The sequence below is a fragment of the Bdellovibrio sp. ZFWA1 genome (genome assembly GCF_056175665.1).
Window position 1 is genome coordinate 400810 of sequence record NZ_JBJKJH010000002.1, and the last position, 23873, is coordinate 424682.

The 23873-nt window shown below is 43.3% G+C and carries 25 protein-coding genes and 4 tRNA genes; 9 read left to right on the forward strand and 20 right to left on the reverse strand.

Annotation, left to right across the window (positions count from 1 at the left end):
- Window positions 1–50: 50 nt before the first annotated feature.
- From AC04MN_RS11365 to tnpC, 3 genes are read left to right on the forward strand one after another with little or no spacing between them, the layout of a single operon-like run.
- Complete coding sequence (locus AC04MN_RS11365) at window positions 51–461, forward strand: hypothetical protein (RefSeq protein ID WP_475381866.1); 411 nt, start codon at window positions 51–53, stop codon at window positions 459–461.
- Window positions 452–865 (forward strand): IS66 family insertion sequence element accessory protein TnpB, encoded by a 414-nt coding sequence (gene tnpB / locus AC04MN_RS11370; RefSeq protein WP_475381867.1) that lies wholly within the window; start codon window positions 452–454, stop codon window positions 863–865. Before AC04MN_RS11365 ends, tnpB begins: the two co-directional genes overlap by 10 nt.
- Complete coding sequence (gene tnpC, locus AC04MN_RS11375) at window positions 865–2421, forward strand: IS66 family transposase (protein ID WP_475381868.1); 1557 nt, start codon at window positions 865–867, stop codon at window positions 2419–2421. The genes tnpB and tnpC overlap by 1 nt, the downstream gene beginning before the upstream one ends.
- A 408-nt stretch (window positions 2422–2829) precedes the next feature.
- Here tnpC and AC04MN_RS11380 read toward each other — a convergent pair whose 3' ends face one another.
- The 5 genes from AC04MN_RS11380 to istA all read right to left on the reverse strand — a co-directional run bounded on the left by AC04MN_RS11380 (window position 2830) and on the right by istA (window position 7094).
- Complete coding sequence (locus AC04MN_RS11380; RefSeq protein WP_475381947.1) at window positions 2830–3681, reverse strand: IS3 family transposase; 852 nt, start codon at window positions 3679–3681, stop codon at window positions 2830–2832.
- Window positions 3678–3959, reverse strand: a complete 282-nt coding sequence (gene tnpA, locus AC04MN_RS11385) for an IS66 family insertion sequence element accessory protein TnpA (protein WP_475381948.1) — start codon at window positions 3957–3959, stop codon at window positions 3678–3680. Before tnpA ends, AC04MN_RS11380 begins: the two co-directional genes overlap by 4 nt.
- Window positions 3960–4086: 127 nt before the next feature.
- Window positions 4087–4941: a hypothetical protein gene (locus tag AC04MN_RS11390; RefSeq protein WP_475383325.1), complete on the reverse strand. Its 855-nt coding sequence runs from the start codon at window positions 4939–4941 to the stop codon at window positions 4087–4089.
- Window positions 4942–5228: 287 nt separating this feature from the next.
- A complete protein-coding gene (locus AC04MN_RS11395; protein ID WP_475383326.1) occupies window positions 5229–5618 on the reverse strand; it encodes an ATP-binding protein in 390 nt (129 codons plus the stop codon).
- A gap of 15 nt (window positions 5619–5633) precedes the next feature.
- Complete coding sequence (gene istA, locus AC04MN_RS11400; RefSeq protein ID WP_475382416.1) at window positions 5634–7094, reverse strand: IS21 family transposase; 1461 nt, start codon at window positions 7092–7094, stop codon at window positions 5634–5636.
- Between the two features lie 164 nt (window positions 7095–7258).
- Here istA and AC04MN_RS11405 point away from each other — a divergent pair, with 164 nt between their 5' ends.
- Complete coding sequence (locus tag AC04MN_RS11405; protein WP_475383327.1) at window positions 7259–8056, forward strand: SPFH domain-containing protein; 798 nt, start codon at window positions 7259–7261, stop codon at window positions 8054–8056.
- 93 nt (window positions 8057–8149) lie between these two features.
- Here AC04MN_RS11405 and AC04MN_RS11410 read toward each other — a convergent pair whose 3' ends face one another.
- Genes AC04MN_RS11410 through AC04MN_RS11420 form a run of 3 tightly spaced genes read right to left on the reverse strand, consistent with a single transcriptional unit; the run spans window position 8150 to window position 10053 of the window.
- The gene (locus AC04MN_RS11410; RefSeq protein WP_475383328.1) at window positions 8150–9064 is read right to left on the reverse strand and encodes a hypothetical protein; all 915 of its coding nucleotides are present in this window, start codon (window positions 9062–9064) and stop codon (window positions 8150–8152) included.
- On the reverse strand, window positions 9036–9500 hold the full coding sequence (locus tag AC04MN_RS11415) for a FixH family protein (protein WP_475383329.1): 465 nt from the start codon (window positions 9498–9500) through the stop codon (window positions 9036–9038). The genes AC04MN_RS11410 and AC04MN_RS11415 overlap by 29 nt, the downstream gene beginning before the upstream one ends.
- Window positions 9490–10053 carry a DUF6436 domain-containing protein gene (locus AC04MN_RS11420; RefSeq protein ID WP_475383330.1) on the reverse strand — a complete coding sequence of 188 codons (564 nt, stop codon included), beginning with the start codon at window positions 10051–10053 and terminating at the stop codon, window positions 9490–9492. The genes AC04MN_RS11415 and AC04MN_RS11420 overlap by 11 nt, the downstream gene beginning before the upstream one ends.
- 62 nt (window positions 10054–10115) lie before the next feature.
- Here AC04MN_RS11420 and AC04MN_RS11425 point away from each other — a divergent pair, with 62 nt between their 5' ends.
- Complete coding sequence (locus AC04MN_RS11425) at window positions 10116–10520, forward strand: FixH family protein (RefSeq protein WP_475383331.1); 405 nt, start codon at window positions 10116–10118, stop codon at window positions 10518–10520.
- 290 nt (window positions 10521–10810) lie between these two features.
- Here AC04MN_RS11425 and AC04MN_RS11430 read toward each other — a convergent pair.
- From AC04MN_RS11430 to AC04MN_RS11460, 7 genes are all read right to left on the reverse strand, one after another.
- Window positions 10811–10886 (reverse strand) — tRNA-Glu (locus AC04MN_RS11430).
- 50 nt (window positions 10887–10936) lie between these two features.
- Window positions 10937–11012: transfer RNA gene (locus tag AC04MN_RS11435), tRNA-Lys, on the reverse strand.
- Between the two features lie 60 nt (window positions 11013–11072).
- Window positions 11073–11148, reverse strand: a tRNA-Glu gene (locus tag AC04MN_RS11440).
- 47 nt (window positions 11149–11195) lie between these two features.
- Window positions 11196–11271 (reverse strand) — tRNA-Lys (locus AC04MN_RS11445).
- A gap of 126 nt (window positions 11272–11397) precedes the next feature.
- Window positions 11398–12696 carry an adenylosuccinate synthase gene (locus AC04MN_RS11450; protein WP_475383332.1) on the reverse strand — a complete coding sequence of 433 codons (1299 nt, stop codon included), beginning with the start codon at window positions 12694–12696 and terminating at the stop codon, window positions 11398–11400.
- Window positions 12697–12710: 14 nt separating this feature from the next.
- A complete protein-coding gene (locus tag AC04MN_RS11455) occupies window positions 12711–13700 on the reverse strand; it encodes a D-2-hydroxyacid dehydrogenase (protein ID WP_475383333.1) in 990 nt (329 codons plus the stop codon).
- 2 nt (window positions 13701–13702) lie between these two features.
- Window positions 13703–14872: a pyridoxal-phosphate-dependent aminotransferase family protein gene (locus tag AC04MN_RS11460; RefSeq protein WP_475383334.1), complete on the reverse strand. Its 1170-nt coding sequence runs from the start codon at window positions 14870–14872 to the stop codon at window positions 13703–13705.
- A gap of 46 nt (window positions 14873–14918) precedes the next feature.
- On the opposite strand from AC04MN_RS11460, the gene lptE reads away from it, so the two are divergent.
- From lptE to AC04MN_RS11475, 3 genes are all read left to right on the forward strand, one after another.
- Complete coding sequence (gene lptE, locus AC04MN_RS11465; protein WP_475383335.1) at window positions 14919–15503, forward strand: LPS assembly lipoprotein LptE; 585 nt, start codon at window positions 14919–14921, stop codon at window positions 15501–15503.
- 65 nt (window positions 15504–15568) lie between these two features.
- On the forward strand, window positions 15569–16579 hold the full coding sequence (gene holA, locus AC04MN_RS11470; protein WP_475383336.1) for a DNA polymerase III subunit delta: 1011 nt from the start codon (window positions 15569–15571) through the stop codon (window positions 16577–16579).
- A gap of 99 nt (window positions 16580–16678) precedes the next feature.
- Window positions 16679–17029, forward strand: coding sequence for a PilZ domain-containing protein (locus tag AC04MN_RS11475; protein ID WP_475383337.1), 351 nt, complete (start codon window positions 16679–16681; stop codon window positions 17027–17029).
- Window positions 17030–17043: 14 nt separating this feature from the next.
- Here the strand turns inward: AC04MN_RS11475 and rpsT are convergent, their stop codons facing one another.
- Entirely contained in the window at window positions 17044–17316 is a 273-nt protein-coding gene (gene rpsT, locus AC04MN_RS11480) for a 30S ribosomal protein S20 (RefSeq protein WP_475383338.1), read from the reverse strand.
- Between the two features lie 52 nt (window positions 17317–17368).
- On the opposite strand from rpsT, the gene murJ reads away from it, so the two are divergent.
- Window positions 17369–18937 carry a murein biosynthesis integral membrane protein MurJ gene (gene murJ / locus AC04MN_RS11485; RefSeq protein WP_475383339.1) on the forward strand — a complete coding sequence of 523 codons (1569 nt, stop codon included), beginning with the start codon at window positions 17369–17371 and terminating at the stop codon, window positions 18935–18937.
- Window positions 18938–18944: 7 nt separating this feature from the next.
- Here murJ and AC04MN_RS11490 read toward each other — a convergent pair whose 3' ends face one another.
- From AC04MN_RS11490 to AC04MN_RS11505, 4 genes are read right to left on the reverse strand one after another with little or no spacing between them, the layout of a single operon-like run.
- Window positions 18945–19595, reverse strand: a complete 651-nt coding sequence (locus tag AC04MN_RS11490) for a hypothetical protein (protein WP_475383340.1) — start codon at window positions 19593–19595, stop codon at window positions 18945–18947.
- Between the two features lie 37 nt (window positions 19596–19632).
- Complete coding sequence (locus AC04MN_RS11495; RefSeq protein ID WP_475383341.1) at window positions 19633–21669, reverse strand: tetratricopeptide repeat protein; 2037 nt, start codon at window positions 21667–21669, stop codon at window positions 19633–19635.
- Window positions 21670–21708: 39 nt separating this feature from the next.
- Window positions 21709–22431 (reverse strand): outer membrane beta-barrel domain-containing protein, encoded by a 723-nt coding sequence (locus AC04MN_RS11500; RefSeq protein ID WP_475383342.1) that lies wholly within the window; start codon window positions 22429–22431, stop codon window positions 21709–21711.
- A gap of 49 nt (window positions 22432–22480) precedes the next feature.
- Entirely contained in the window at window positions 22481–23872 is a 1392-nt protein-coding gene (locus tag AC04MN_RS11505; protein WP_475383343.1) for an AgmX/PglI C-terminal domain-containing protein, read from the reverse strand.
- Window position 23873 lies beyond the last annotated feature (1 nt).

Below are 23873 nucleotides of genomic sequence, written 5' to 3' on the forward strand. Positions count from 1 at the left end.
GCATAAAACGCGTCTAGGAAAGTTTTTCGTCGTCCGGCATGCTGAGTTCCATGAATACACAGCGTGCAAAACAACTTATCGAAGAAATTCAAGAACTCACCCGCCAATATCATGCTGAAGTAAGTTCAGTCAGGAAACCCTGGCCGAAATCTATAAAAACGAGAATCCAAGAATTGTTTGAACTAGACGTACCGGTGAAGAAAACAGCTCGGCAAATCGACATCCCCTATGCGACCATTATGTCCTGGCGAATTCGGCCCAAAAAGAAAATCAAACCAGATTTCCATGCCCTCACAGTTAGACCCAGTCCAACCGTCACAGTTGGACCATCTAACAATCAGAAGTCTAATAGTGGTCTAACTGTGACGGTTAGAACACCTGAAGGATATATTTTGGAAATTCCCGAAGCCATTGCGGCCAAAACCATTCTTGAACTTCAGCGGGGGGTCTCATGTTTCTAGATCGCAAGGGACTTCGCGCATTCATCTATCGAGAAAGTATAGATATGCGGTGTGGGTTTGAAAAGTTGCACTCGCTTTGTGTTCACCAAATGCAAGCCATCATGGATCAGGGGCATGTGTATATATTTTTCGGAAAAAACCGCAAACGAATCAAAGCTCTGTTTTATGATGGTACTGGATTGGTACAGATTTCAAAGCGTATGGAAAAGGGCAACTTCATGTCTTTAGCAGATTTACTTGGCCGTTCCGAAGTCAGTCTTGCAGAATTAAAGATGATTTTTCATGGCAGTATGATCAGAACTCCGATTGTGGATCGGTCGCTATCAGCATCAATACCACAAAATGCACTGACGCAAAGGGAGTCAGTTGATCTTCCCAAAGGGGCCATTCAGAATCTTGTCTGATGGATGAGCGAACTCGACGAATTATTGAAAGCGAAAAAGATCCCCGCATTTTGCAGGCGCTTTTGACACAAGCACTCGAGTTCATCGATCAACAAAAGGCTTTGGTAGCAAAACTTCAGGAGGAGCAGGCGCTGAGCGCACAATCCAAGTTTAATCTCGATGAGCGCGTTAAACTTCTTCGCCGAAGTATTTTTGGCAAATCCGCAGAAAAAAGAGCTGAGGCAACAGACCGCCCGCGCGATAAGAGTCAGACCGAGGCTTTGTTATTTAGCCAGGCCGCATTTCCTGCTGAAGTTTCACGCGAGGATCAAACAAAAAACAAGTGGTCTGGTCTTCCAACTCAAGAAGTTGAACATCATTTTGCTGATCGCGAACTTGATGAAGAAGCAAAGCTTCGTGGTATTGAAAATCCGCAGCCATCAATGTGGAAAAATACGGGCCTTTATGATGAATCCTTCCGCATAGAAATCATCGAACGCTCTTACTTCAAAGAAATCCACAAAAAGTTCAAATACAAGCTTGATCCAAAATTCAATCCCGATCCTGATAAAGAAGTTATTATCACGGCCAATGGCCCTTCGGGTCTATTGCCGGGAATGAATTACTCCACAGATTTTGTCGTCAGTGTTGTGGCGGATAAATATATCAGCCACATGCCACTTGAAAGACAAATTCGAGAAATGGAGTCTTTGGGACTTAAGGGAATCAAGAACAGTACTTTATCCAGAATGGCCGGACTTGTGGCAGCAAGTTTGGAATCCATTCAGGCAGAAATTCTTAAGGAACTTAAAGTTACTGATTTAGCACTTCACCTGGATGAGACGCCTTGGAAAATCCAAAACAAAGATGAAAAGGACGGCTATATGTGGGTTGTGAGCAACCGCTATGGTAGTCATTACTTATTCAAACCCACCAGGTCAGGGCAAGTTGTAAAAGAATTTTTGGATGGATACAACGGTCCAGTGGTGACTGATGGTTATAGCGGTTACAATGTTCTTCAAGAGGCGGCAATCCCACAAGCTTTCTGTTGGGCCCATGGCCGCAGAGAATTTATAAAAATCGAAGACCACGATCCATCGGTGAAACCCATCTTAGATGACATCGATAAATTGTTTGAGATCGAGCGCGAGGCTAAGTCTTTCGAGGAACTCGCAAATATTCGAAGGACCAAAAGTCTCGTTGTTGTAAATGATTTAAATCGAAAACTTCTGGAAGAGTTTCCGAAGTCCCGGCCAGGAAGTCAGAAGCGCAAAGCCATTGAGTACCTCACCAAACGGTGGGATGGTTTTACATTGTTTTTAGGGGACATCCGCATTCCACTTTCCAACAACGAAGCCGAACGCACAATTCGACATGCTGTCGTTGGAAGAAAAAACTATTATGGTTCTGGAAATCATGCTGGTGGAGAAACAGCTGCGACCTTGTTTTCAATTATTGAGACGTGCAAAAAGAATGATCTTGATCCGCGGACCTATCTTAGCATGGCACTGCATATGGTGGCCGACGGAAAAACACCGCCGACGCCACTGGCACATGCCCGAGCCCTTCGTCAATAACGCGTCTTACGCAGGGTTTACGTCAATCGTAACTCAGCAGACGCATATTATAGCGCGTATTTAGATGGAACGAAAAAGGACAATGCCTATAGAAATACCGGCAGCACAGCCATGCCGTTGTGGGATGCTAGCGCCTTCTATTTGGGGAATACAGGAACTAGGGCTAATGGAAGGTACGACGGTCAAATTATGGAGATGGTCGTTTTCAGTTCAAATCTCACCAACGCTCAACGTGAAAAAGTAGAGGGATATTTGGCTTGTAAATGGGGTAGTCAATCTTACTTGCCAACTGGGCATACTTACAAGACGACTTGTCCTTAGGCGATCTTATAAAGAACTCCGACTTTAAATCGGTGCGTTTTTAACATAGTTCTTGACCTTGGCCCCTTCTTTGGAGTGTTTGAAACCTCACGGTTGAGAAGTCTCTCTTAATCTTTCTTCGTATTGTTTGGCAAACATTTCTGGTGTTTTATTTTTCAACGCTGAGTTTGGTCGTTCCGTGTTGTACTCGATTCTCCAACTTTCAATGATCTCTTTTGCATGCAAAATGGATTCAAACCAGTTTAGATTCAAACACTCGCTGCGGAACTTGTCGTTGAAAGACTCAATGAATGCATTCTGGATAGGTTTGCCAGGTTGAATAAATTTCAGTTCCACCCCGTTTTGGTATGCCCATACATCCATCGCCTTTGAAGTGAACTCCGTACCGTTGTCCACGATGATCGCTTTCGGGCACTTACCTTGAGTCTTGAGTCTGTTGAGCACATCGGCCACGCGGTTGCCCGGAATTGAAAAATCAACATGAATCGCCACCGCTTCGTGTGTGAATAAATCTTTGATGTTGAGGGTTCTAAATCTTCGTCCCGTCGCTAGAGAGTCTGAGACAAAGTCCATGGCCCAAATTTGATTGGGTCCCGTCGGAGCCACAAAGAGGAGTCGTTTGCCTGATCTCTTTTTCTTTCCTGATCGTCGATTCATTTGCAATCCCAGCTCTCGGTATATTCGAGCAATTCGCTTGTGATTATCTTTAAAACCCATACGCTCACGAAGAATAAATGAAACCCGTGGTCTGCCATAGCGAACCTTTGCTTGCGCAATCTCAAGCATTTTTTCTTTTAGGGCGTTGTCATCGCGATGTCGTTGGCGCTTGTAAAATAGCGTAGATTGTTGAAGCCCCAAGACTTTGCAGAGTGATCGTTTGCTGATTTTCAATTTGTCTTTGATAGCTTCAAACGCCTTGCGCTTTTGCTTGGGGCTCACCACTTTCCCTTGATGATCTCTTGGGCTGCCTCTAGTTCGACGGCCTGTTTTGCAACCACACGCTGCAAGCGCACGATCGTTGCTTCAAGCTCTTTAAGCCTACGAACCTCAGAGCCCTGCATACTGCCGTATTTCTTTCTCCATGCATAGAACGTGTGGGTGGCGATGCCGTGTTTGCGGCAAATATCTTGAGTCGACGCTCCGGCATGGCCTTCGGATAAAATCTTGGTGATTTGTTCGTCTGAAAATCTGGATTTGCGCATTTGCGCTCCCTTCATGCACGTCTTTTACGCGCTTTGTTGGGAGGAATCAAGTGCTCCAGTTTTTGGGGCCAAGGTCAGTAGTTAATACAAGCAATACACAAATAATATATTTTGCCATTTCGAATGCCTCTAGGAAATTGAACTAAATACTAATTATCCAGCCAATATCTATTTTTCCAGTTGCATCCCAGAAATCTTGGTAATCAAACATCCTCTTCTTAGAGTTGCCTTCGCACATCATTCCAAAATCATCATTAAATCTTAAAATTATTGTCGGCTTCTGATTAATCATACCATCATTTGTGTAACCTATCTCGTATGAATTAGCTTTTAATTCCTCATTTTGATTGATTGATCTTTTTTGGCCCATTGAGAAAATTGTGCATCTTCCAATTTCAGCTTCAAAATGATTTGGCGATTCATCAGAATTAACGAGTTCAAGATTTTTGTTAATTTTTATTTTTAATTTATTTATAACAAAATCATTTGTTATAGGTGGTGCGAATCGAGGTTTATAATCTCCAGGACTAATGTTTAGTTTTTCAAGTTGTAAATAACCACCCAAAATAATATCTAGGCTACTGATATTTAATTCTTCAACTCTTTGAGAATTCGATATTGGATTAACGCAAGACAACTCAACGAATTGCTTTGAGTTAGATAATTTGAAAGTAGTTCTAAATGATGCTGTAAGAAACCATGAGGGAGCGTAGACATATGCACCTTCAACTGCATCTAAAGTAAATGATTCGAACTCATCATTACTATCAGTTTGAATATATTTTGTTAATGAACAGTAAGGGCGTTTTTCGTCAACTCCAAGATACTGTATTTTAGCATCTTGAATAAAAACTGTATTTGGTGCTGAAATATGATTCAATAACTGGGTCGCAATCTGAACGCGACTCTTAAGCTCAATCGATCTTAATGGTACATCAAATAGACCAGCCCACGAATTTAAAGAAAATAAAACAAGCAGTATGATTTCTTTTTTCATAGCCCCTCCAATTTTTCAATGTTTATAAATCATTTTTAATAAAGATAATACAAATTATTTAGACTAAATCCTTTCTAAAACTTCTAAGTCTCTCAAAAAAATTTGGGGCCAATGTGACAACCCATACTCTGTAAAAAATACAGGTTTTTGATTTTTTAGGCCATCAATTCGCAACTTAACCTCTTGTAAAAGTTAAGATTTACGCTGTGCTTGTCATTTGAGCGTCTGAGGTTCCCCCTTTAACTGGAAGAGGGATATTTGAGTCTCGCTGAGGTTCCCCAGATAAACTAGGAATCGTTTTGATTCTTTTCGATTTTTTCTGTTGAGTTAAAGCCTAAGGTTTTTTTTACATCTAGTTTCGCTTTCGATGATGGTTTTAAAGTTAGGGCCTCCACAGTGGGGTTGCGGGTGGGTTCGGGTGAGGCTTTATCATTGCTGCCGCGATCTGCGGACATATCCCAGTCTTCTAAGTCAACCTGGCTGCGGAATTTTGCTCGCGCCAAGAGCGCTTGTGCGGATCTGTTCTTGCGATTGCAAACTTCGTCCTCGAGTATAAGGCGCAAAAATTCTAGATGCGATAATCCTTTGCCACTTGCCTCAAGGGCGCGTTGTTCAAAGGCTGCGTGTACACCGAATAGCCGCAGCTGATGTGCAACTTGCCTGACTTGTTCATTCATAAAATATTCCTTTCGTTAGTGTTGGTGATGTAAGTGAATTGTTTCGGCATCTCGTTTGGGAACTGTTGATAATCTTCGGTGGCCATTTTGTTGGTATTGTTCTGCGACGGACTTGATGTAGGCATATTGAGTTCTATTAAATTTCATTCCCATTTGGGCGGCATACTCCAGAGACTCTTTTGATACTTTCTTGCTTTGCTGAAGACGTAAAATTCCTTGAACTCTTCTAAGCAAGTGCAGAGGGCGATCGCCAGAGATAAGCTGTTCTACAAGTTTTGTAGTTTCCGGACCAACCTTAGCCGCCTCTGCCAATGCGTGCTTCACTTCAAATCTTGCGACCGCGAGCTTCTGTTCTGGGTAGTGACTTTCCACGGTTGAATAAAGATCATGTCCAGTCAGCTTCGCGTGTACTGCGATAGATTCAAGATTAGTGTTGAAAATCTCGATCATCTTATTTTTGAGGCGAACTTTCACGGAGTGACCAATGTATTCATGAGGAACGGAATAAAACCGTTTATTCACTTGCACATGGCAGTCAGCATGAACCTTTGCCTCCTTCCAATTTGAGACTTCAAAGGACTCCAAAGCACACGGAAGAAGGAGCGGCAATTCAGTTGCAAAGCGCTCTCTACGAGTGACGCCGTAGTCTTTCATTACTGTTGTATTCAAGTGATCACAGTATTTGCGAAACTCAGAATTAAGTTCTACCAAAGAGTAAAAAGTTTTATCTCTGAACTCTTGGAAAAACTGACGCTGAACAACGCCGTTTGCGGCTTCATTCTTAGCCTTGTCACGTGGGCTATAGGGCCTTGCTGGAATAACTGCGAACCCCCAGTGGTTTGAGAATTCAACGAAACCAGGGTTCACTTCTGGATCATAAATATGAGCCGTTTTGACTCCAGGTTTTAAATTATCAATTGTTACATACGGCGTGACGCCACCGAAGTAACGAAAACAATTTTCCATTGCGCGAATTAAATTGGGTTGTTTCTGGTCTTCGACGAACTCGCCAAATGTTAAGCTGCTAAAAGCCAGTACGCCGCAAAGAAGCTGTGTCTTAGTTTTCACGCCAGTCTTTCGATCTGTGATGTACAAGCCGTCGGTGAAATCGAAAAAAGTCTTCTCCGCAGGCTTGTGGTGAAGAACCATTGTGACTTTTTTGTTTTCTGGAAACTGCGAACGATAGTAACGCCAGAACTTCAAATAACTGACTTCGTTAGCATCAGTGTTTTCCCGATGAAGAATGTTGAATTGTACGCCTCGTCCCACTTGAAATCGGACGTTGTCCCAATTGATTTTCTGAGCCCACGCTGGAGACTCTGATGTCGCTAGTGACGACTCAGACTCTTCTAATATTTTTTTCACTGTGTTGCGTGCGATCTTCAATGTTCGCGCGATGGCCTTCTTGCCTTTGCCTTGCTTTTTTAGTTCTAGAACTTGATTGCGAATTTCCACACTGGTCCTCATTTTGGCCATGCCCACCCCCAGAGGAGGGCTGCCACAGGTAATATCCAATGTCGTTAACGCTCATGGTCTGATCCCTCAGATCAAATATAGAGGGGTCAATTCAGTGAAATTGAGGGGGTCAACTCCCTGAAATCAGGGGGGTCAGCTCGTTGAAAACGAGGGGGTCAACTCGCATGAAATCGGGCATGAATGTAAAGATTCCTTTTCTAGAGGTTATTTATCGACGCGTTTCGATTCAGAATCAATCGATCGAATTGCAGTTTCAGGCAATTACCCAAGACCAGGCGAACGTCAATTTTAAGGCCATGTTATTATATTCGGTGATCGACCAAACAGAAGAGACAATTAAAAACGTCGCCTTCAAGTTTATTGATTTTGGCTCTTTGATGCAGACTTTAAATCGAACGGTTGAAGGCAGTGTTCGGGGTTTTGTCGCAACAAAAAAACAAAATGAAATTTTAGGGTTGCGTCGGGACATTGTGAATGCGGTGAAAGATCAGTTAGACGAGGATTTAAAGTCTTGGGGTTATCACTTAATTGATATGCAGCTAAATGATATCACTTTTGATGAGACGATTATGCAGTCTATGGCGCAGGTCGTGGCGTCCAGCAATCTTCGGGCGGCTGCGGAAAATGAAGCCCAGGCACATTTGATCAAACAAACAAAAGCTGCGGAAGCAGAAGGCCTTACTATCAAAATCGCAGCTGAAGCCGAGCGCGAAGCCGCAAAAATGCGCGGTGAAGGTATTGCCCTCTTCCGTGAAGAAGTGGCGAAGGGGATGGCGAAGGCCGCAGATGAAATGAAGTCTGCAGGTTTAGATAGTTCCTTTATTTTATTTTCGATGTGGACTGATGCAGTTAAACATTTTGCAGAGCAAGGAAAAGGCAACGTGATTTTCTTGGATGGTTCTAACGAAGGGCTAGAAAAAACCATGAAGCAAATGTTGGCGCTATCAAAAATTAAAAACTAAACGGATTTGCGATATCTAAAAGTTTGATAGAGCAAAATCAATTTAATCCTTTGATCGGATAGCGTTTCATTTTTTGAATGTGAAGCAAACTTATCATCTTCCCCAGCGTCGCTGAACCTGTAAAGCGACGCTTCTTCCAAGGCTTGTGTTCACTGGTGAACCGAAAAGTGTTTGATCTGAATAGCTAAACGTTCCTGACCATTCATCATTGGCCATGTAACTCGCATTTAGCACACCAGTTGCATAGCGCTCGATAGATCCATTGTTGCCTGTACCAGAAATTGATTTCGTTTTTACTGCATCTTCGTAGGTCCATGTGATGCTGTAGCCAAGGCGGTAGTCTTTCACGTTGTATCCAAGGCCTATTCCTAAATTCCCACCGTAGCCAGGTTTAAGTTTTCCACTGAATTGAGAGTTTGAAACATCCTTACCGAAAGAACGATGAAGTTCAAAAGAAGCAAACGAATCAAGTTTTGCCCAGGTTTTCGTAAGAAGCGAGCCTAGGCCCAAAGCCCAAAATCCATTGCCTCTAGAATCGAGTCCACCAACTTCCGAGTCAGCTTTTGATTTTCCCGTGGGAAGAGTTAGTTGTAGAAAACCGATACCTTTTGGTCGATATGGGTTGTAGTCCCAATCAGGTAGGTACTCGTAACCCAGAGAGGTCGAAATATCTCCGAGCCCCGAGTATTTTAGGCCTTCACGACTTCTTTGAATCACAGGGATCGACAAGCCCGCTTGGAAACGATCCCAAAAAATATGTGCTCCTTCTATCTTGAATGTCTGCACTTGTTGATGAGTACCCCATTTTCTCCAAAAGCCTTGTGTGTCGACGTTGTCGATCACAACTTTCGTTTCAGAGTACGAAGTCGTCAGTTGTGCTTTATCATCACCAGCGATAATTGAGGGTGCGGCAAAGCCGCCACCGCAGCATGCAGCTGCTTTGGCTTTTGCTGAAAAGAGAATTCCAACTAGAAAGAAACTAAAAAACGAGACTAATGTGCGTTTCATCAACGACCTCTGTTCCAGCCTTGACCTGAAATCGTATTTCCCAATCTCCAGGCATAATGAAGAAGACGTTCGTAACCCTGTAAGTTCCTTCATCGACTCTTGTCGTTTGCGTAGGTGTAGATCCATGGCCCATACTCGGCATCCAAAGCACAACTTGTGGAGTTGCAGTCAAATCCACTTCAATCGGGGTTTGATCTAGTGAATTTAGACGATAGGTCTTGAAGATCAGATTTCCCATCTGGGTGGAAGTCGGTTTTTTCTCCCAATACCACGTTAGGCATAGTCCTGAAGTTGAAAAAAAAGTTTGGCAGTCAGTTTTAGATTCTTGAGCATTTGTTCCGTCAGTTGCTGCATCAGAAACTTTGACATATTTAGGCTCAGCACAGCTGGTAAGTAGAGGTAGAAGTAAAATCGAAAGTGTTTTTTTACCAAACATTTTTTTCTCCTCTAGAGATTGAACATCCCAGCGTCCGACCTTCAGGTGTTCGAACTTTTTTTCCTGCATGAAGATCTTCAAGAGCTTCTCTTAAAAATTTTCGGTCGGCTTTAGCGCAGTCTTTGCTGTTTGAAACCCCGCCTTGATAAAGAACATCACCGTTTGATCCAAAGATATAGGCGTGGGGCGTTTTTAAGGCCTGCAATTGATCGGCAAGTTTTGCTTTCTCGTCTTCGATCACAGGAAATGAAAATGCAGCTTTTTCAAAGTAGGGTTTAGAAAGCTCTTTTCCTTCATCAACATTTGAGTGAACCGCGACGAAGTTAAAATCCTTATAAGTCTGAGCCAATTCTTGAATTTCGATATTGTGGCTGTTTGAACATGGGCATTTAGCTGATAGAAAAACGACGACGATTCCCTTCTTATCTTTCGAGTCGACGCTCACTTTAGCATCTGTCAAAAGACCATTGCCTTCGATAGCTTTCGTTTGTGGCGCAGCGGACACTGCGACAGAGAATAGGAATCCTAAGATAAAAGGGAGTGTATTTTTCATGCCTTTCTTCATAGCTGAAAAGAGCTGAAATGTCGACCAAGTACGGTGCAACAAGATGTTGCATGGAACCTATAGCATCCATCGCTAATGGGTCACTTGTTGTACAAAAAAACACCTTGCACATTCATGTTAGCTTTCCGATAGAACCTGTTGTTGGCCAAGAAGCACTTTTAGTTTTAGAAGCGAAAGATGGAAAAACTCATCAAGCAACAGAGTTAAATGATGATAACGAAGTTGTTCTTTGGATGCCTAGCATGGGACATGGATCAGCTCCAACGCAAACTGAACGCTCGGTTGATGCCAACGGAAATATTCTTCCAGGTGTTTTTAATGTTCGTAATGTCTACTTTATCATGGGAGGCGATTGGGAAGTTCGTGTAACTCTGACAGATGCTCATGGTGCTCAAGAGACAAAGGTTTTTAAGCTCACTCTTGCTGGTGGGACCGATCATGGTGGACATCATTAAAAAATACTCTGCTGGGTACGTGTCGCTTTTTGAAATTTCTCAATGAATAAGTTTTTATTTGAACAATATGGACCAGGCGAGAGTTTTTCTAGAACTCTGGCTCGACGCCGACCAATGGACTTTTTCTTTTAATCAGCTCTATCAGCTTTGAAATGAACTCTTCGAAGTCTTCACAGTCTCGAGGTAAGTATATGGAGTCGTTGATGATGGGGTGTAATCTAGCTTTTCTTCATTCTAAAAAACTATGATGAGTGGTAGTGAAGGTCAATCGTGCGAACAAATGAGAAATTTGGCGTTCCCAAGGGGATTTGAACCCCTGTATCCTCCGTGAAAGGGAGGTGTCCTAGGCCCCTAGACGATGGGAACGCAACTAAGACGAAAGAAGAATCGAAAAATCTTTACCCTTGAGAGTAAGTTGGTGATCCGGCATGGATTCGAACCATGGACCCCTTCATTAAAAGTGAAGTGCTCTACCAGCTGAGCTACCGGATCACTCTCGATTTTAAGACATTAAAAAAGCCACCATTTTGAGGGTAGCTAATTTAGAAAATTTGGCGTTCCCAAGGGGATTTGAACCCCTGTATCCTCCGTGAAAGGGAGGTGTCCTAGGCCCCTAGACGATGGGAACGCAGCTAAGACAAAACATTTTCAGAAACATTTACTTAAAAAGTAAATTGGTGATCCGGCATGGATTCGAACCATGGACCCCTTCATTAAAAGTGAAGTGCTCTACCAGCTGAGCTACCGGATCGCCGCGTTTCGGAGTGCCTAATCTCCTAAAAAAGGGTGGGGGAGTCAAATGAATTTTTTAAATTTTTGAAAAAAAAGTGAAAAAAAAAGATCTGCCGTTTTCGTCGGCAGATCTTCGTAAATATGCTTAATTATTGAACAATGGTTTGACCCATAAGGTTTGCTCACGGCCAGGGCCCACCGAGATCACATCAATTGGCGTACCAATCTGCGAGCCCACGTAGTCGATAAAGTTCGTCGCGGGACGGGGTAGCTCTGAAAGAGTTTTAATTTTCGAGATATCCTGAGTCCATCCTGGAAGGTGTTCAATCACAGGTTCAATCTTTTCAAGATCGGCCAGTGTTGTTGGGAACTCTGTCACCAGTTCACCATCAATTTTATAACCCGTGCACACGCCAACTTTTTCATGACCAGTAAGAACATCTAATTTCATCATCGCAAGATTTGTGATGCCATTAATTCGAATCGCATATTTTAGTGCGACAAGATCCAACCAACCACAACGACGAGATCGCCCCGTGGTAGAGCCAAACTCATGACCGTCTTTTTGAATCTTTGCGCCAACTTCATCATTGAGTTCTGTGGGGAAAGGACCTCCACCTACGCGAGTAGTATAAGCCTTGAATACTCCAATAACTTTAGAAATTTGAGTTGGACCAAAGCCGCCACCAATGCAGGCAGAACCTGCGATTGTCGAAGAGGAGGTCACAAACGGATAGGTACCGTGCAGTAGATCTAGCATAGCGCCTTGAGCGCCTTCAAAAAGAACTCGTTTACCTTGCTTCATCGCGCGATGAACGATCAATGACGTGTCCTTTTGGCGGTAAGGGCGAAGTTCTTCTGCAGCAGTTAAAAGCTGAGTGTAAAGCTCATCAACTTTTATCGCAGGGGCTTTATAATAATTCTCGAAAAGAAAATTCTTTTCTCGAACTGCAAGTTCTAACTTTGCTTTCAAAGTTTCTGGAGCAAAAAGGTCGCCAAATAAAATCGCTCTTCGCGAGGCGCGATCTTCGTAAGCAGGTCCAATGCCCTTGCCGGTTGTTCCGATTTTGTTATCGGTCAATGAGCTCTCGCGGGCCGCGTCCAAGGTTTTATGGTATGGAAGGATTGCCGTTGCATTTTCAGAGATCAACAATTGCTTCGCATTTTGAAGAATTCCTGATTCTTTCAGTTTGCGAATTTCCTCTAGAATTCCAAAAATATCGACAACAACGCCACTGCTGATGACACAAGTTGTTTCCGGTCTTAGAATTCCACTAGGGACTAAGTGCAAAATAGTTTTTTGTCCATTAACGACCAGAGTATGGCCTGCGTTCGCACCGCCTTGGTAGCGCACAACCATGTCGGCCTTCTCGGCAAAGACATCGATCAATTTCCCTTTTCCTTCATCGCCCCATTGGGCTCCAACTACAACACTGCCTGACATGACCTGTGTCCTTTCTATTCGCCTTTAAACGATGTGGCTCCATACCACGGTGCTCTTGGTGGAAGAGTATCTGCCGTGGACCCATCGATAAAAAAATTAATTAATTTTTGGGCCGCATACTGCGAAGCTTTATTAAAGGCCTCTTCGGTATTGGCTCCAATATGCGGAGTGAGGATGACATTGTTCATCTTCAATAGCTTAGATTCCCTTTGTAGGGGTTCTTTTTCAAAAACATCCAAGCCCACGCTGCGAATCCATCCGGCCTCAAGGGCTTCGATCAAATCTAGCTCGCGAATTACAGATCCACGGGAGGTGTTGATCAATATCACTCCGCGATGGATGTATTCAAGCTGCGATCGAGTCAGCATATAGTCGGTCTCGGGTGTTTTTGGAACGTGAAAACTTAGGACGTCAGCGGTTTTAAGAACCTCTTCGTATGAAAGTCGCGGAATTTTTAAGAGATCAAAACTCTCATCGTCTTGATAAGGATCAAAGGCAACGACGTTCATTCCAAATGCCTGAGCAATTTGAGCTACGCGTTTGCCAATTCTTCCAAGTCCGATAATGCCATAAGTGCGACCAGAAAGTTCCATTCCAGTGATTTGATCGCGATTCCATTCGCCGGCTTTTATCATGCGATGGGCGGGGCCTAAGTTGTTGGCGCAAGAAAGCACTAAGCCCCAAGTTAGTTGAGCGGCGCTTTCAATGTTGGCACGCGGAGTGTGCATCACGGTGACGCCCCATTTTTGGGTGGCTTCTAAATCAATGTGATCAAAGCCGCTGGTTGCAGTGATGATCACTTGAAGCTGGCGGGCTTTTGATAAAAAAGCTTCGTCAATTTTTGTTCGGCTTCGAATAATTAAAGCATGAGCAGTGATTAGATGCTCTTGAGGAATGTGGTGAGGATTTTCCATTCTGACCACATCCAAGTAAGGCTGTTGTTGTAGATATAAATAGACATCTTGGGTAAAACGATCGCAAATAAGGACTTTTTTCTTTTGCATTATTAAAATCCTTTCTCTAGGGAAGCTTCAGAAACGATACTTTTCAATTTCTGAGACGAGCAAAGGCCCGGTTGTAAGTCCTCTAGTGACTGACCCAGCTTTTCGATCAAGCGATGCATTTCGTGATCTTGAATGTATCCCATGTGTCCAATGCGAATGATTTTTCCCTTGGCTTGATCCTGTCCGCCCATGATGGTGATGTTGTATTTTTGTTCCAGATGAAGGCGAAGTTTTTGACCATCTATCGTTGGCGGAACAACCAAGGCGGTCACAGAATCACTAGGGGATTGAGCATAAAGGGTAAAGCCCAACTTTTGTGCATAAGTCCGAGTGAATTCGGCACGTCGCCGAATTTGTTCGAAATGTTTATCCAGGGATTTTTCTTCGATTAATTTAAGCACGACATCTAAAGCTTTGGTTAAAGCGACATTAGATGAAAAAAATGTTTCACCATTTTTATTAGCTTTTATCTCTTTGCGAATATCAAAATAAAACCGAGGAAAGTTGGCTGTTTCGATAAAGGATTGGGCCTTTTTTGAAAAAGCGACGAAGCTGAGTCCCGTCGGTAGCATAAACGCTTTCTGAGAACCTGCGACAATGCCGTCGATGTGCCATTTGTCCATCGGTAGCGGATAGGCTCCTAGGGCTGTAATTCCATCAACAAGAAGAAGTGTCTGTGGGTACCCAGAAACAATTCTTCCAAGGTCTTCTATGGGGTGAGCAACGGCCGTGCTCGTTTCACAGGCCTGACAAAGAACTGCGCGAGTCTCTGGATTTCTTTGAAGGTGAGCCTCAACAGCTTTAATATCAACAGCCTCCCCCCAGGGAACTGTCAATACTGTGACTTCGGCGCCAAAATACTGCGCCATCTCGGCCCAGCGTTCGCCAAATTTACCCGAAACAATGGCCAAAACTTTGTCGCCCTTTGAAAGGACATTGACTAGCAAAGACTCCATGCCGCCGCTTCCGGTTGATGTGTGCAAGTAGACAGGCTGTTCAGTTTGAAAAATATTTTTTAGTTCCACAAGGACTCTGGCCAAGATCTTATCAAACTCTGGCGTGCGGTGATGAATCATTGGCTCTGCAAGGCAGTTTCTGACAAGAGGGTGGATGTTAACGGGCCCGGGGGCAAGTAAGCTGTAGTCAGATTGTTCAATATGGCCTGTGGACATGTGTTAATCCTTGCTAGAGTGGCCATTTTATACCTAGATTAGAGGTGTGCAAGGACTGAGTGTGCAAAGATTTGGTTTATTTTTATTCTTCGCAGTGGTGTTAACTTCGTGTGCTTACCGAATGGGCAGCGTGGGCCGTGGATTGCCCGAGGGTTATCGTTTAGTTGCCGTCCCTATCTTTCAAAACAAAAGTATGGAGCCAGGCATCGAGATGTCTTTTACTAACGCTGTGTTGCAGGAATTCACTCGGTCGAAGGTTGCGAAGGTTGTCGAACCGGCTAGTGCTGATCTCAAGGTTGTTGGAACTATCACAAACGTTCAATACATGCCGGGTGGTAAAAAAACTTCGGATGATCCTTCCTTTCCTTTTTTGGCTAAGGGCGCGGTTCTGGCGGCGGAGTACCGGATTCTAGTGTCTGTTGATGTGCGTGTTGTGAAAACGCTTGATGGTGCCGTTGTATGGACAGGAACTTTTTCTGGCGAGCGTACTTATGCAGCACCTCAGGTCACGCTAGCAGGTGTCAACTCGGTGAATCCACTTTACAATTTGTCAGCGCGCAGGCAGAACATTGAGGTTGTCGCAAATGATGTGGCCGCCGAAATATACGATCGCATCACTGAAAACTTTTAGTTTATAAAATAGCTTCAGCTTGCGCACGAATAAGAATTTTCAACATGAAACTGGCAACTTAAATTATGGCTCTGATTGATTCGCAAAAATTATATAAAGATCTAGAGAAGGGAAGCTTGTCTCCTCTTTATTTTCTTTTTGGCGAAGAGCCTTATTTGCTTAATCAATGCGTGGAGCGCTTTAAGTACGCGGTCCTTAATGAGGGCGCCATCGATTTTAATTACGACTTGTTTTACGCTTCGGATGCTGACACGGGACGGGTCACTGATGCAGTAGAAACCTTGCCTATGATGGCGGCGCGACGGCTTGTGATTTTGAAAGAAGCACAAGAGCTTTCAGATAAAGAGTGGGCATCGCTTGAGCCTCTATTTGCTTCTCCGGTGGATAGCACTGTTTTCGTTGTTTTTGCCAATCGTATTGATAAAAGAAAAAAGACCATTCGCTTGCTGATGGATAAGGCAGATTGCGTTGAGTTTAAAAAGCCTTACGAAAACGAAGTGCCTCGTTGGATTAAATATATCGCTAGTAATTTGGGATTGGGTATAGCCGACGATGCCATCCATTTGCTTCATAAGTTAGTGGGTAATCATTTGACGGAAATCGAAGCGGAGTTGACCAAGTTGGGAGACTACGTCGGCGGACAGCGCAAGATTGAAGTTTCAGATTTGGCTGCTGTCGTTTCAAGATCAAAAGAAGAAAGCGTTTTTGATTTTACCAAAGCCGTTGGACTTAACGATCGAGTTAAAGCGTTAGAGCACCTGGTGCATCTGATGGATCAGGGGCAAAGCGAAGTGGGAATCGTTTCACTTTTGGCTCGTCATATTAGGATTCTTTTAACAATAAAAAAGGGACTTAACGAAGGTTTAAATGGTGCGAAGCTTGCTCACTATGCTCAGGTGCCTCCTTATTTCTTAGAGAGTTACCTTGAACAGACCCGCGAGTGGTCTGTTAAAAAATTAGAACAAACATTGGTTATTCTTAGTGAGACGGACAAGGCTTTAAAGAGCAGTCCGCTATCTTCCGCGATTTGGCTGGAAAATATGGTATTGAAAACCTGCCAGCCATTGTCTATGTAGGCGATCAAAAACGTCTCAATCCGAGAAAAGGGGTCCTGATTTAAGGGCCCTTTTTTTATTTCTATGAAGTTGATGTCTGAATAGGACGATAAGAGAGTCATGGAAAAGACTCATCAACCAGAAGAAATTCATGGTCGGCGGAAGTATCCGCGCAAAGAACTTCGAAGAAGTGTTGGGGTTTTATCACGTGGTCACTACTTTATTGCGCTAAGCACTGAAATCGGGGAGGGGGGAATCTCGATTCGATCAGAAATGCTGTTGAATGAAGGCAGTCGCGTGATCGTGAATTTTCAAGTTCCAGGGGGCGAGTTTGTAACAGCTCGTGCTGAGGTGCGTTCGACAAAAAAAGAAGAGGCCGGGTTTGTCACCCATGGCCTCAGCTTCGAAAACATATCGTTTTCTAGCAAACGTCAAATTCGGGCCTACGTATCAGCCCGAACTGGTTCTTAAACAGCTTTTACCAATTACTTAGTAGCAGTTGCTTTAGTTGCACGCTTAGCAAGACGAGAAATCTTACGAGCTGCAGTCTTTTTGCTGATAGTGCCTTTTTTAGCCACTTTCATCAATTTAGAAGCCGCTTTGCTCAAAAGAGCTGGGATTTCTTTAGTTGCTTTTGTTTCGATTGCTTTTACAAGAGACTTTTCAGCAGTCTTAGCTGTGCTCTTACGACGAGTATTAACAGCGTTCTTCTTAACGGCTTGACGAGCTCTTTTTGCAGCTGACTTATGATTTGCCAAGGGAAATACCTCCGAGTAGATTTTCTAAACGAATTAAAGGGATTAACATAGGGTGTCTGTCGAAGCAAGCGCAAATAACAAAAAGAATTCCTCGGGACCGCTAAAAAAAGCGATCTCTTTTGCCATGGGTACAATGGCCAGCCGTATCCTAGGTCTTTTCAGGGACTTAGCGATGGCTGCCTTATTTGATCGCACAATTACGGACGCATGGGCTGCAGCTTTTCGGTTGCCAAATTTCTTTAGAAGATTGCTTGGCGAGGGCAGTCTATCAGCGGCCTTTGTGCCGGAATGGCAAAAGCACCAACACAGCGACTCTCGAGTTGCTCAAGATTTCGTCAATCAAAGCTTCTTACTGGTCGCGATGCTTTTAATATTTATAAGTCTTGGTTTGATTTTTGGGGCGGAGCCTCTCTTACGAATGCTTTTGGATGGGGCCTTTGTAAATAACAGTTTTAAATTTGCTTTGACCGTCAAGATGGCTCAGATCATGGGGGCATTCGTCTTATTTTCGGGGCTGTCGGCTTTGCTGTCAGCTCTATTACAACTTTATGGAGAGTTCGGTTGGACGGGACTTGCGCCTCTTTTCTTTAACGTTGGAATGTTGATTTTTACCTTCATTCCCGTCGGTTGGTTTCAAGGACCAGGCATGGGATTAGCGTGGGGAGTCCTCGTGGGGGGAATTGCTCAGTTCAGCCTTTTAGCTTGGAGATTTCGTAAGCGCGGCCTTTCTTGGAGCCTTAATAAAATTGATCTGTCTTTTTTGATGCCATTCTTAAAAAGTATACCCTCTGGTTTTATAGCAGTGGGTCTTTTACAGTTTTTACTTTTGGTAAACTCCTATTTGGCCAGTGGACTTGAGCCGGGGACGCTGTCTCGCCTGTATTGGGCAGATCGACTTTTAGAGTTGCCGATGACCTTAGTAGCGGTCAGTTTAGGAACAGCATTGCTGCCTTTGTTGAGTCAGCTGCATTTAGAAAATAGAAAACTCGAATTCTCGGGGTATGTCGAACAGAATTTATTGTATGGGGCCCTTTTCATTTTACCAGCGGCGGGTGGATTGTGGGCCCTTTCAAATTGCTTGGTTCGATTGTTATTTTATCGCGGAGAATTTGACTTGATTGATTTATCAAGGACCTCTGCAATTTTAAAATATTCGGCGTGGATTTTAATTTTTCATTCTTTGTACCGTATTCTTTTGCCGGTATTTTTGGCTCAGGCTAAAACCCGATGGATCTTTCGAACGATGGTTATTAGTTTGGCCTTCCACTTAAGTTTAGCGCCTTGGGCAGTGGCACGTGGCCAATTAGCAGGTTTGCTGATTTTAACTATTGGCACTCTGGCTATTGCTGCGGGAATCTTGTTGGGAATATACCTAAAAGAGCACTCGTGGGGGCAACACGAAAGTGCCGGAAAAGAAATTGTTAAAATATTGGCAGCCAGTCTTTTTATGACGGCATTTTTGGCGCTCTTGGAAGAGCGTTTTATTCTGGCAGGACGGGCGGCTCAAGCGGGCTCGATCTTACTGGGCCTAGGAATTTATGTGATTTTTTTGATCTGGTTAAGAAGTCGAACCCTGCGGCTTTTTTGGAAGAGGATCAAAAGCCGCAAGGTGAATTCTTAAGCGAGGACTAAATACCTGGGTCTTTTGCTAATTTATTGTAAGTTGAACTTAGTTTTTCTTGGCGTTCGACTTCTTTTTTCCATCGCGAGATCTCACCTTGGTAGCCTTTTTTCTTGTTGTTCCAATCGTTCTCTACACCGGCAAGTTCTTTTTGACGACCTTGAACGGTGCTGGCTTGCTCTGACAATTCTTTGGCGCGGGAAGACCAAATTTTGACTTCTTCAGTGATCTGCTGTTTTTGAATTTGATAATCAGCCACATTCTGATCGCGTTTCAAAATATTATCTTTAAGACGAGCTATTTGCGCTTCTAGCTCTTTGATTCGTAGTTCTTCTTGTTGTTTGCGCTTGGCCTCTTCGCCAATCAGCTTATCAATTTCTGATTGTTGGGCTGTGATTTTTTGCAGACCTTTTTGATTCTCATTTATCAATGCTTGAACATTGTTTTTTTGCTGCTGAAGGATTGTCTTCGCTTTGGAAACTTCTGTTAAGTTTGATTCGACGATTTTTAAGTTGTCTTCGTACTGCTCTAGATTTGCTTTTGAGTTGCTAAGATTCGTTTCGATGGCTTTGATTCCATCTTGGGCGGTGTTTTGGGCCCACGAAGCTGAGGCAAGAAGTGAAGACATTAAAATAGTTTTTGCGATTGTTGTTTTCATGATATTTCCTTCCATTGAAATATGTAATTAATTAATTTTAGTTCGCAGAGATGTCTTTGGCGCATACGTTCTTAAGTGAAGAACGATAGTGGCCAATTTCATCTTCCCAGATTTCACCTTTAAATTTCCAGTTGACCGACTTTTCTGCCTCGGCTTTAAGTTCTGGACGGGCAGTATCGTTAATTTCTCCGCCCGCCATTTGATAGCGGATATGTTCGCCGGCCCCAGAGTAGATTTCGTATGCTAAGACTTCGTTTTGATCCAAGACTTCATTGAGTTTGGTTTGAAGCTCTTTGAATCGTGCCACCAAAGTTTTAGCAGCTTGGTTTTTTAACGAAGTCTTCTCGGACTCAAGACGATCCACTGCTTTTTGTCTGGCTTCTTTGATCGCAGTTCGAGCTTTTTTTGCAATATAGAGCTGAATCTTTACAGGCTCTAAGGCATCTTCGCGTTCGGCCTCGGACTTAAAGGGTTTTTTCATGATCAAGGCTTGCTCTTCAAGAATCTTTTTTTCAAGTCTTAAAACTGACACTGCTAAATTATTGAAGCGTGTGATTTCGTCGTCGTAGTTGTTAATCTGTTTTTGAATTGATAGAAAAGACGGGTGACGAGCCAGCTCGACAATGAACGAACGAGGCAGGCCATCCACATTCTTTAAATCCGGATTTTGTGCCCATAACTTAAAAGTATCATAGTAATCAGCATCGGATTTTTTGATTTTCTGGTACTCGTCGATTTGGGATTTCCAGTTGCCATACTTCTTTTTCATATCCTGCAATACGTGCATAGAGTCACCGTATTGGCAAAGATTCAGGTAACCGACCGTTCTGATAACGTAGGTTTCCGGAGAAAAGGCCGCTTTAAAATAATCCGTATGTAATGAGAACATGTTTCCGGCGGCCCCTTCATAGTCTCCGGAAAGAATCTGGGTCCAGGCCTGCTCGGTCATCGCTTGCAACCAATGTGATGAGTTGCGATCAACTTCAAGATATGCTTTGTAAGCTTCCGACCATTCAGACCTTTGAAAGTGCATGCGTCCTAATGTTAGAGCAGCCAAGCTTCGCATTGGATCAGCTTTCTCCCATTTAGTCATTTCTAGGGATTTTTTTAGTTCTTTCTGAGCGACTTCAAGTTGTCCTAAACGGTACTTTAAAAGCGCACTCATCATTAATGCTTTGGGATAGAAACTAGATTTTTCTGATATCAAGCCTAAAGCATCATCGGCGCGTCCAAGATCTCCTTTGTCCGAGTAAAATTGGGCGCGATAAATTTGCCACGCTTCTTTGCCTGTAACATCCAAGTCAGACTTTTCTACCATTGCATCAATGGGTCCAACATCGGGCAGTTCTAACATCTGTGTATTGCTTGTTAATTGGTCAAGAGCTTTTTCTTTCCACTCTTTTGAGCCCTCTTTGGCCACATTCATCATGTATTGTCGAAATTCGGTGTTCAATTGAAGACCTTTTGCCGTTAAAGCATAGTTGTACTGAGCCTCGATGCTATGCTTTTTATCTGTGAAAAGTTCCGCTAAAAGGGACATAGCCAGTTCATATTTTTTATGAACTTCTAAAAATATTAGGGCCTGAATTAGTTTATAGTCGTTGGCCTGAAGGTCTTTAAGGTCTTTTAGTTTTGGATTGGCATTATTTATTTTAGGCTGCGGAGCCGCGGCTAAGTCTGGAACATCAGGAATTTTTTTAAAGGCTTCGGGACTGGTTAGTTGTACTGCTTTGGACGCCGGACCGATTTTATCGGCATTTGCGGGCAAGCGGTCCGCAGTCATTGGCAGCACTTTAATTGGCTTTAGCTTTAAAGCAAGAACTGAAAAATTCTTCAACGCCGGCACTGAATCTGCAGAGATTGTTTTTTCAGTTCCCAAACTCAAAAGGGGAATATTCTTTTGCTTAGCTGCAAAATTATAAGCCGGGACACCGCTTAGTTTCATTTTTAAATTTTTATCTTTCGTGCTGGTTCCCGATGAAACCGTTTTGAAAGTCTGCGCCAACGACTGTGTTGTCGTTAGCGATGCAACAACATTAAAAGCAGAGATATAGGCAATAACTTTCAATTTCATAAATGGCCTCCTGCCAATTTCTTAAAGACAAAAATCCTTTTAGTGCCAGTACGTAATTCCAAGCAATACCGAGGAATCGTTGTAATTTTTAGAACCCTGATCGCGGTTCGTCGCATTAGTTCTAAATTTTAAACGATTTTCGTTGGTGTATTTATTAATCAAATCAAAGCGAATGGAAAAGTGTTCCGAGAAAAAGATCTGCTGATTTATACCCCATTGCCAAGAGGACGCAGATTTGTGCTCGTCACCTTCTTCTTTTTTAATTTTATAGTCAGTCGTTCCAACCCCAAGCATAAATCCCATGTCAAAGTAGATAATTGATTTATCTAAAAAGCTCATTTTTGCATACATTGGTACATAGGTTACATTCAGCATTTTGCTTCCTGTGAAAATATTTCGATCCGGGGCAATTCCATATCGATTGATAAACTGATCGACAGCGTCGTTATCGTGTAAAGAGGCTTGGGTCATAGCTAAATCGACACCAAGGCGTTCGCTGAAGAAGTAACCTGCTTGCAGCTGAGTCATTGTTCCAGTCGCAAAGGGGTCGTTAAAAGGAAGTCCCATTGAAGCGTTTAAAAAGAAGCGTTTTTCTTTTGTGTAACGACGATTTTGGACGACTGCAAAGTCATCATCTTTGGCAGACCAATATTTTTGTTCTAGTTTTTGAATATCAAGTTTGTCGCCACCTGCATTTTGGGCAAATGCTGGTGTTGAAATAATCCAAAGTAGGTTCAACATCATCCATTTTTTGAAATCCATAATTTCCTCCTTGAAGTCATCCTTAGATCGTCGTGATCATCAGTTATCATTAGTTCGTTGATTTAAATAAGAACGGGTATGTTACCAAGACTCGTGTTCCACCTTGAGGGCTTGGAAACTTCCATCCAGCGACTTTTTGCAAAATACAGCCTTCGACAGTTGCATTTTTTAAGGTCGAGTCGCCAATACTTCGCGCCTCAATCCCACCCGTCGGGCCGATGGTAAATTTAACGGCTACTTTACCAAATAGATCGGGCTGGGCGCTGAGTTGGCGTTCATAGCAATACAGAATATTTCCTAATTGGGACTTGATGTAGGCAGCAATCACTTCTCGGTCCAAGCCTCCAGAAATTTCACTTTCTTCTTCAATCAGACCAACGCCGCCATTGCCAGTGCGACCGGCTGCTAGGCCTCCCATTCCCGAAACAGCTCGGCCGCCACCACGTCCCGCAGTCGAGACAGTGACGCCATCTCCGGAACCTGTGCCAAAGGAATTGCCTCCCCGGTTGATAGCTCCAATAGAAGCCATTGCGCGTCCGGAGTTGCCTGAGCCAGCTTTGGTCCCTTGACCAACAAAAATATTTGCAGATTTTGCCGCCTGGGCTGAAACTTTTCCTAACAATTGGGAAATTCTTCCCCCAGCTAAGTTTTTGACCTTATCAGCCACTCGTCCGGAAGGTTTGCTGGAATCCATCGGAATTTCGACCTGCTTTTGAGCAACTGCCTGAGGAGCTTTTTCTTCTTTTATTTTTTCTTTTGGTTTTACTTCTGTACGAATAACGATGCTTTGGGTTTTCTTCGGCACCTGTACCATCTGCGGTGTCGATTTTGGACCGAACAAACCGCCGACCACAAGCAGGGTCGTCAGACCAAGTACAACTGCGACCTGCCGTTGGGATTCTTTGTCAACGATATCATCCATTCCAATTTTTGAAAGGGAAAGAGTTGACTGAGTTTTGATTTTCTTACGAATGACTTCATAGACGGGGTCAGACCAAATATCCTTAATCTCTTTTTCAATGGCAGAAGAAGAGCTAAATACTCGAGTCGTTAAAATTTTTCCATTTCTTTTTACAATCAGAATTTCTGCGTCCTCGTCACCCTGTGAATATTCTTCGTGGACTATTTTATTAGCCCATTCGACTTCTTTGTTTATTGTCTCTATGTGTAAAAGCGAAGATCCTAATTTAATTTCTTTCTGTTGAGTTACAGGTAAGCGACTTACTTGCGGACCTGGATTGAAAACAGACTCGGTCATTGGTACATAAAACCAATTTTCTTGTTGGTATAGGAAAAGGCCTTCGATACCGGGACTTTGCGGGTCTAAAGAAATAATATCGGCAAGCCGAGAGGCTCCGAAGCTATATTGTCCTTGAACTGGACGCAGCTTCCAGGTTTTTGTTTTTCCAGATTGAAGAGTCTGTTTTAAAATCAAGATCATT

Bases quoted from the DNA above. Each gene is read 5' to 3' on its own strand.
- istA (WP_475382416.1), bottom strand. From the start codon at position 7,094: ATGGCCAAAATGAGGACCAGTGTGGAAATTCGCAATCAAGTTCTAGAA.
- holA (WP_475383336.1), top strand. From the start codon at position 15,569: ATGGCTCTGATTGATTCGCAAAAATTATATAAAGATCTAGAGAAGGGA.
- AC04MN_RS11410 (WP_475383328.1), bottom strand. From the start codon at position 9,064: ATGAAACGCACATTAGTCTCGTTTTTTAGTTTCTTTCTAGTTGGAATT.
- AC04MN_RS11365 (WP_475381866.1), top strand. From the start codon at position 51: ATGAATACACAGCGTGCAAAACAACTTATCGAAGAAATTCAAGAACTC.
- AC04MN_RS11460 (WP_475383334.1), bottom strand. From the start codon at position 14,872: ATGTCCACAGGCCATATTGAACAATCTGACTACAGCTTACTTGCCCCC.
- AC04MN_RS11455 (WP_475383333.1), bottom strand. From the start codon at position 13,700: ATGCAAAAGAAAAAAGTCCTTATTTGCGATCGTTTTACCCAAGATGTC.
- AC04MN_RS11505 (WP_475383343.1), bottom strand. From the start codon at position 23,872: ATGATCTTGATTTTAAAACAGACTCTTCAATCTGGAAAAACAAAAACC.
- AC04MN_RS11395 (WP_475383326.1), bottom strand. From the start codon at position 5,618: ATGAATGAACAAGTCAGGCAAGTTGCACATCAGCTGCGGCTATTCGGT.
- AC04MN_RS11495 (WP_475383341.1), bottom strand. From the start codon at position 21,669: ATGAAATTGAAAGTTATTGCCTATATCTCTGCTTTTAATGTTGTTGCA.
- tnpB (WP_475381867.1), top strand. From the start codon at position 452: ATGTTTCTAGATCGCAAGGGACTTCGCGCATTCATCTATCGAGAAAGT.
- AC04MN_RS11450 (WP_475383332.1), bottom strand. From the start codon at position 12,696: ATGTCAGGCAGTGTTGTAGTTGGAGCCCAATGGGGCGATGAAGGAAAA.
- AC04MN_RS11500 (WP_475383342.1), bottom strand. From the start codon at position 22,431: ATGGATTTCAAAAAATGGATGATGTTGAACCTACTTTGGATTATTTCA.
- AC04MN_RS11390 (WP_475383325.1), bottom strand. From the start codon at position 4,941: ATGAAAAAAGAAATCATACTGCTTGTTTTATTTTCTTTAAATTCGTGG.
- AC04MN_RS11425 (WP_475383331.1), top strand. From the start codon at position 10,116: ATGGAACCTATAGCATCCATCGCTAATGGGTCACTTGTTGTACAAAAA.
- AC04MN_RS11490 (WP_475383340.1), bottom strand. From the start codon at position 19,595: ATGAAAACAACAATCGCAAAAACTATTTTAATGTCTTCACTTCTTGCC.
- AC04MN_RS11420 (WP_475383330.1), bottom strand. From the start codon at position 10,053: ATGAAAAATACACTCCCTTTTATCTTAGGATTCCTATTCTCTGTCGCA.
- AC04MN_RS11415 (WP_475383329.1), bottom strand. From the start codon at position 9,500: ATGTTTGGTAAAAAAACACTTTCGATTTTACTTCTACCTCTACTTACC.
- tnpC (WP_475381868.1), top strand. From the start codon at position 865: ATGGATGAGCGAACTCGACGAATTATTGAAAGCGAAAAAGATCCCCGC.
- AC04MN_RS11405 (WP_475383327.1), top strand. From the start codon at position 7,259: ATGAAATCGGGCATGAATGTAAAGATTCCTTTTCTAGAGGTTATTTAT.
- tnpA (WP_475381948.1), bottom strand. From the start codon at position 3,959: ATGAAGGGAGCGCAAATGCGCAAATCCAGATTTTCAGACGAACAAATC.
- AC04MN_RS11475 (WP_475383337.1), top strand. From the start codon at position 16,679: ATGGAAAAGACTCATCAACCAGAAGAAATTCATGGTCGGCGGAAGTAT.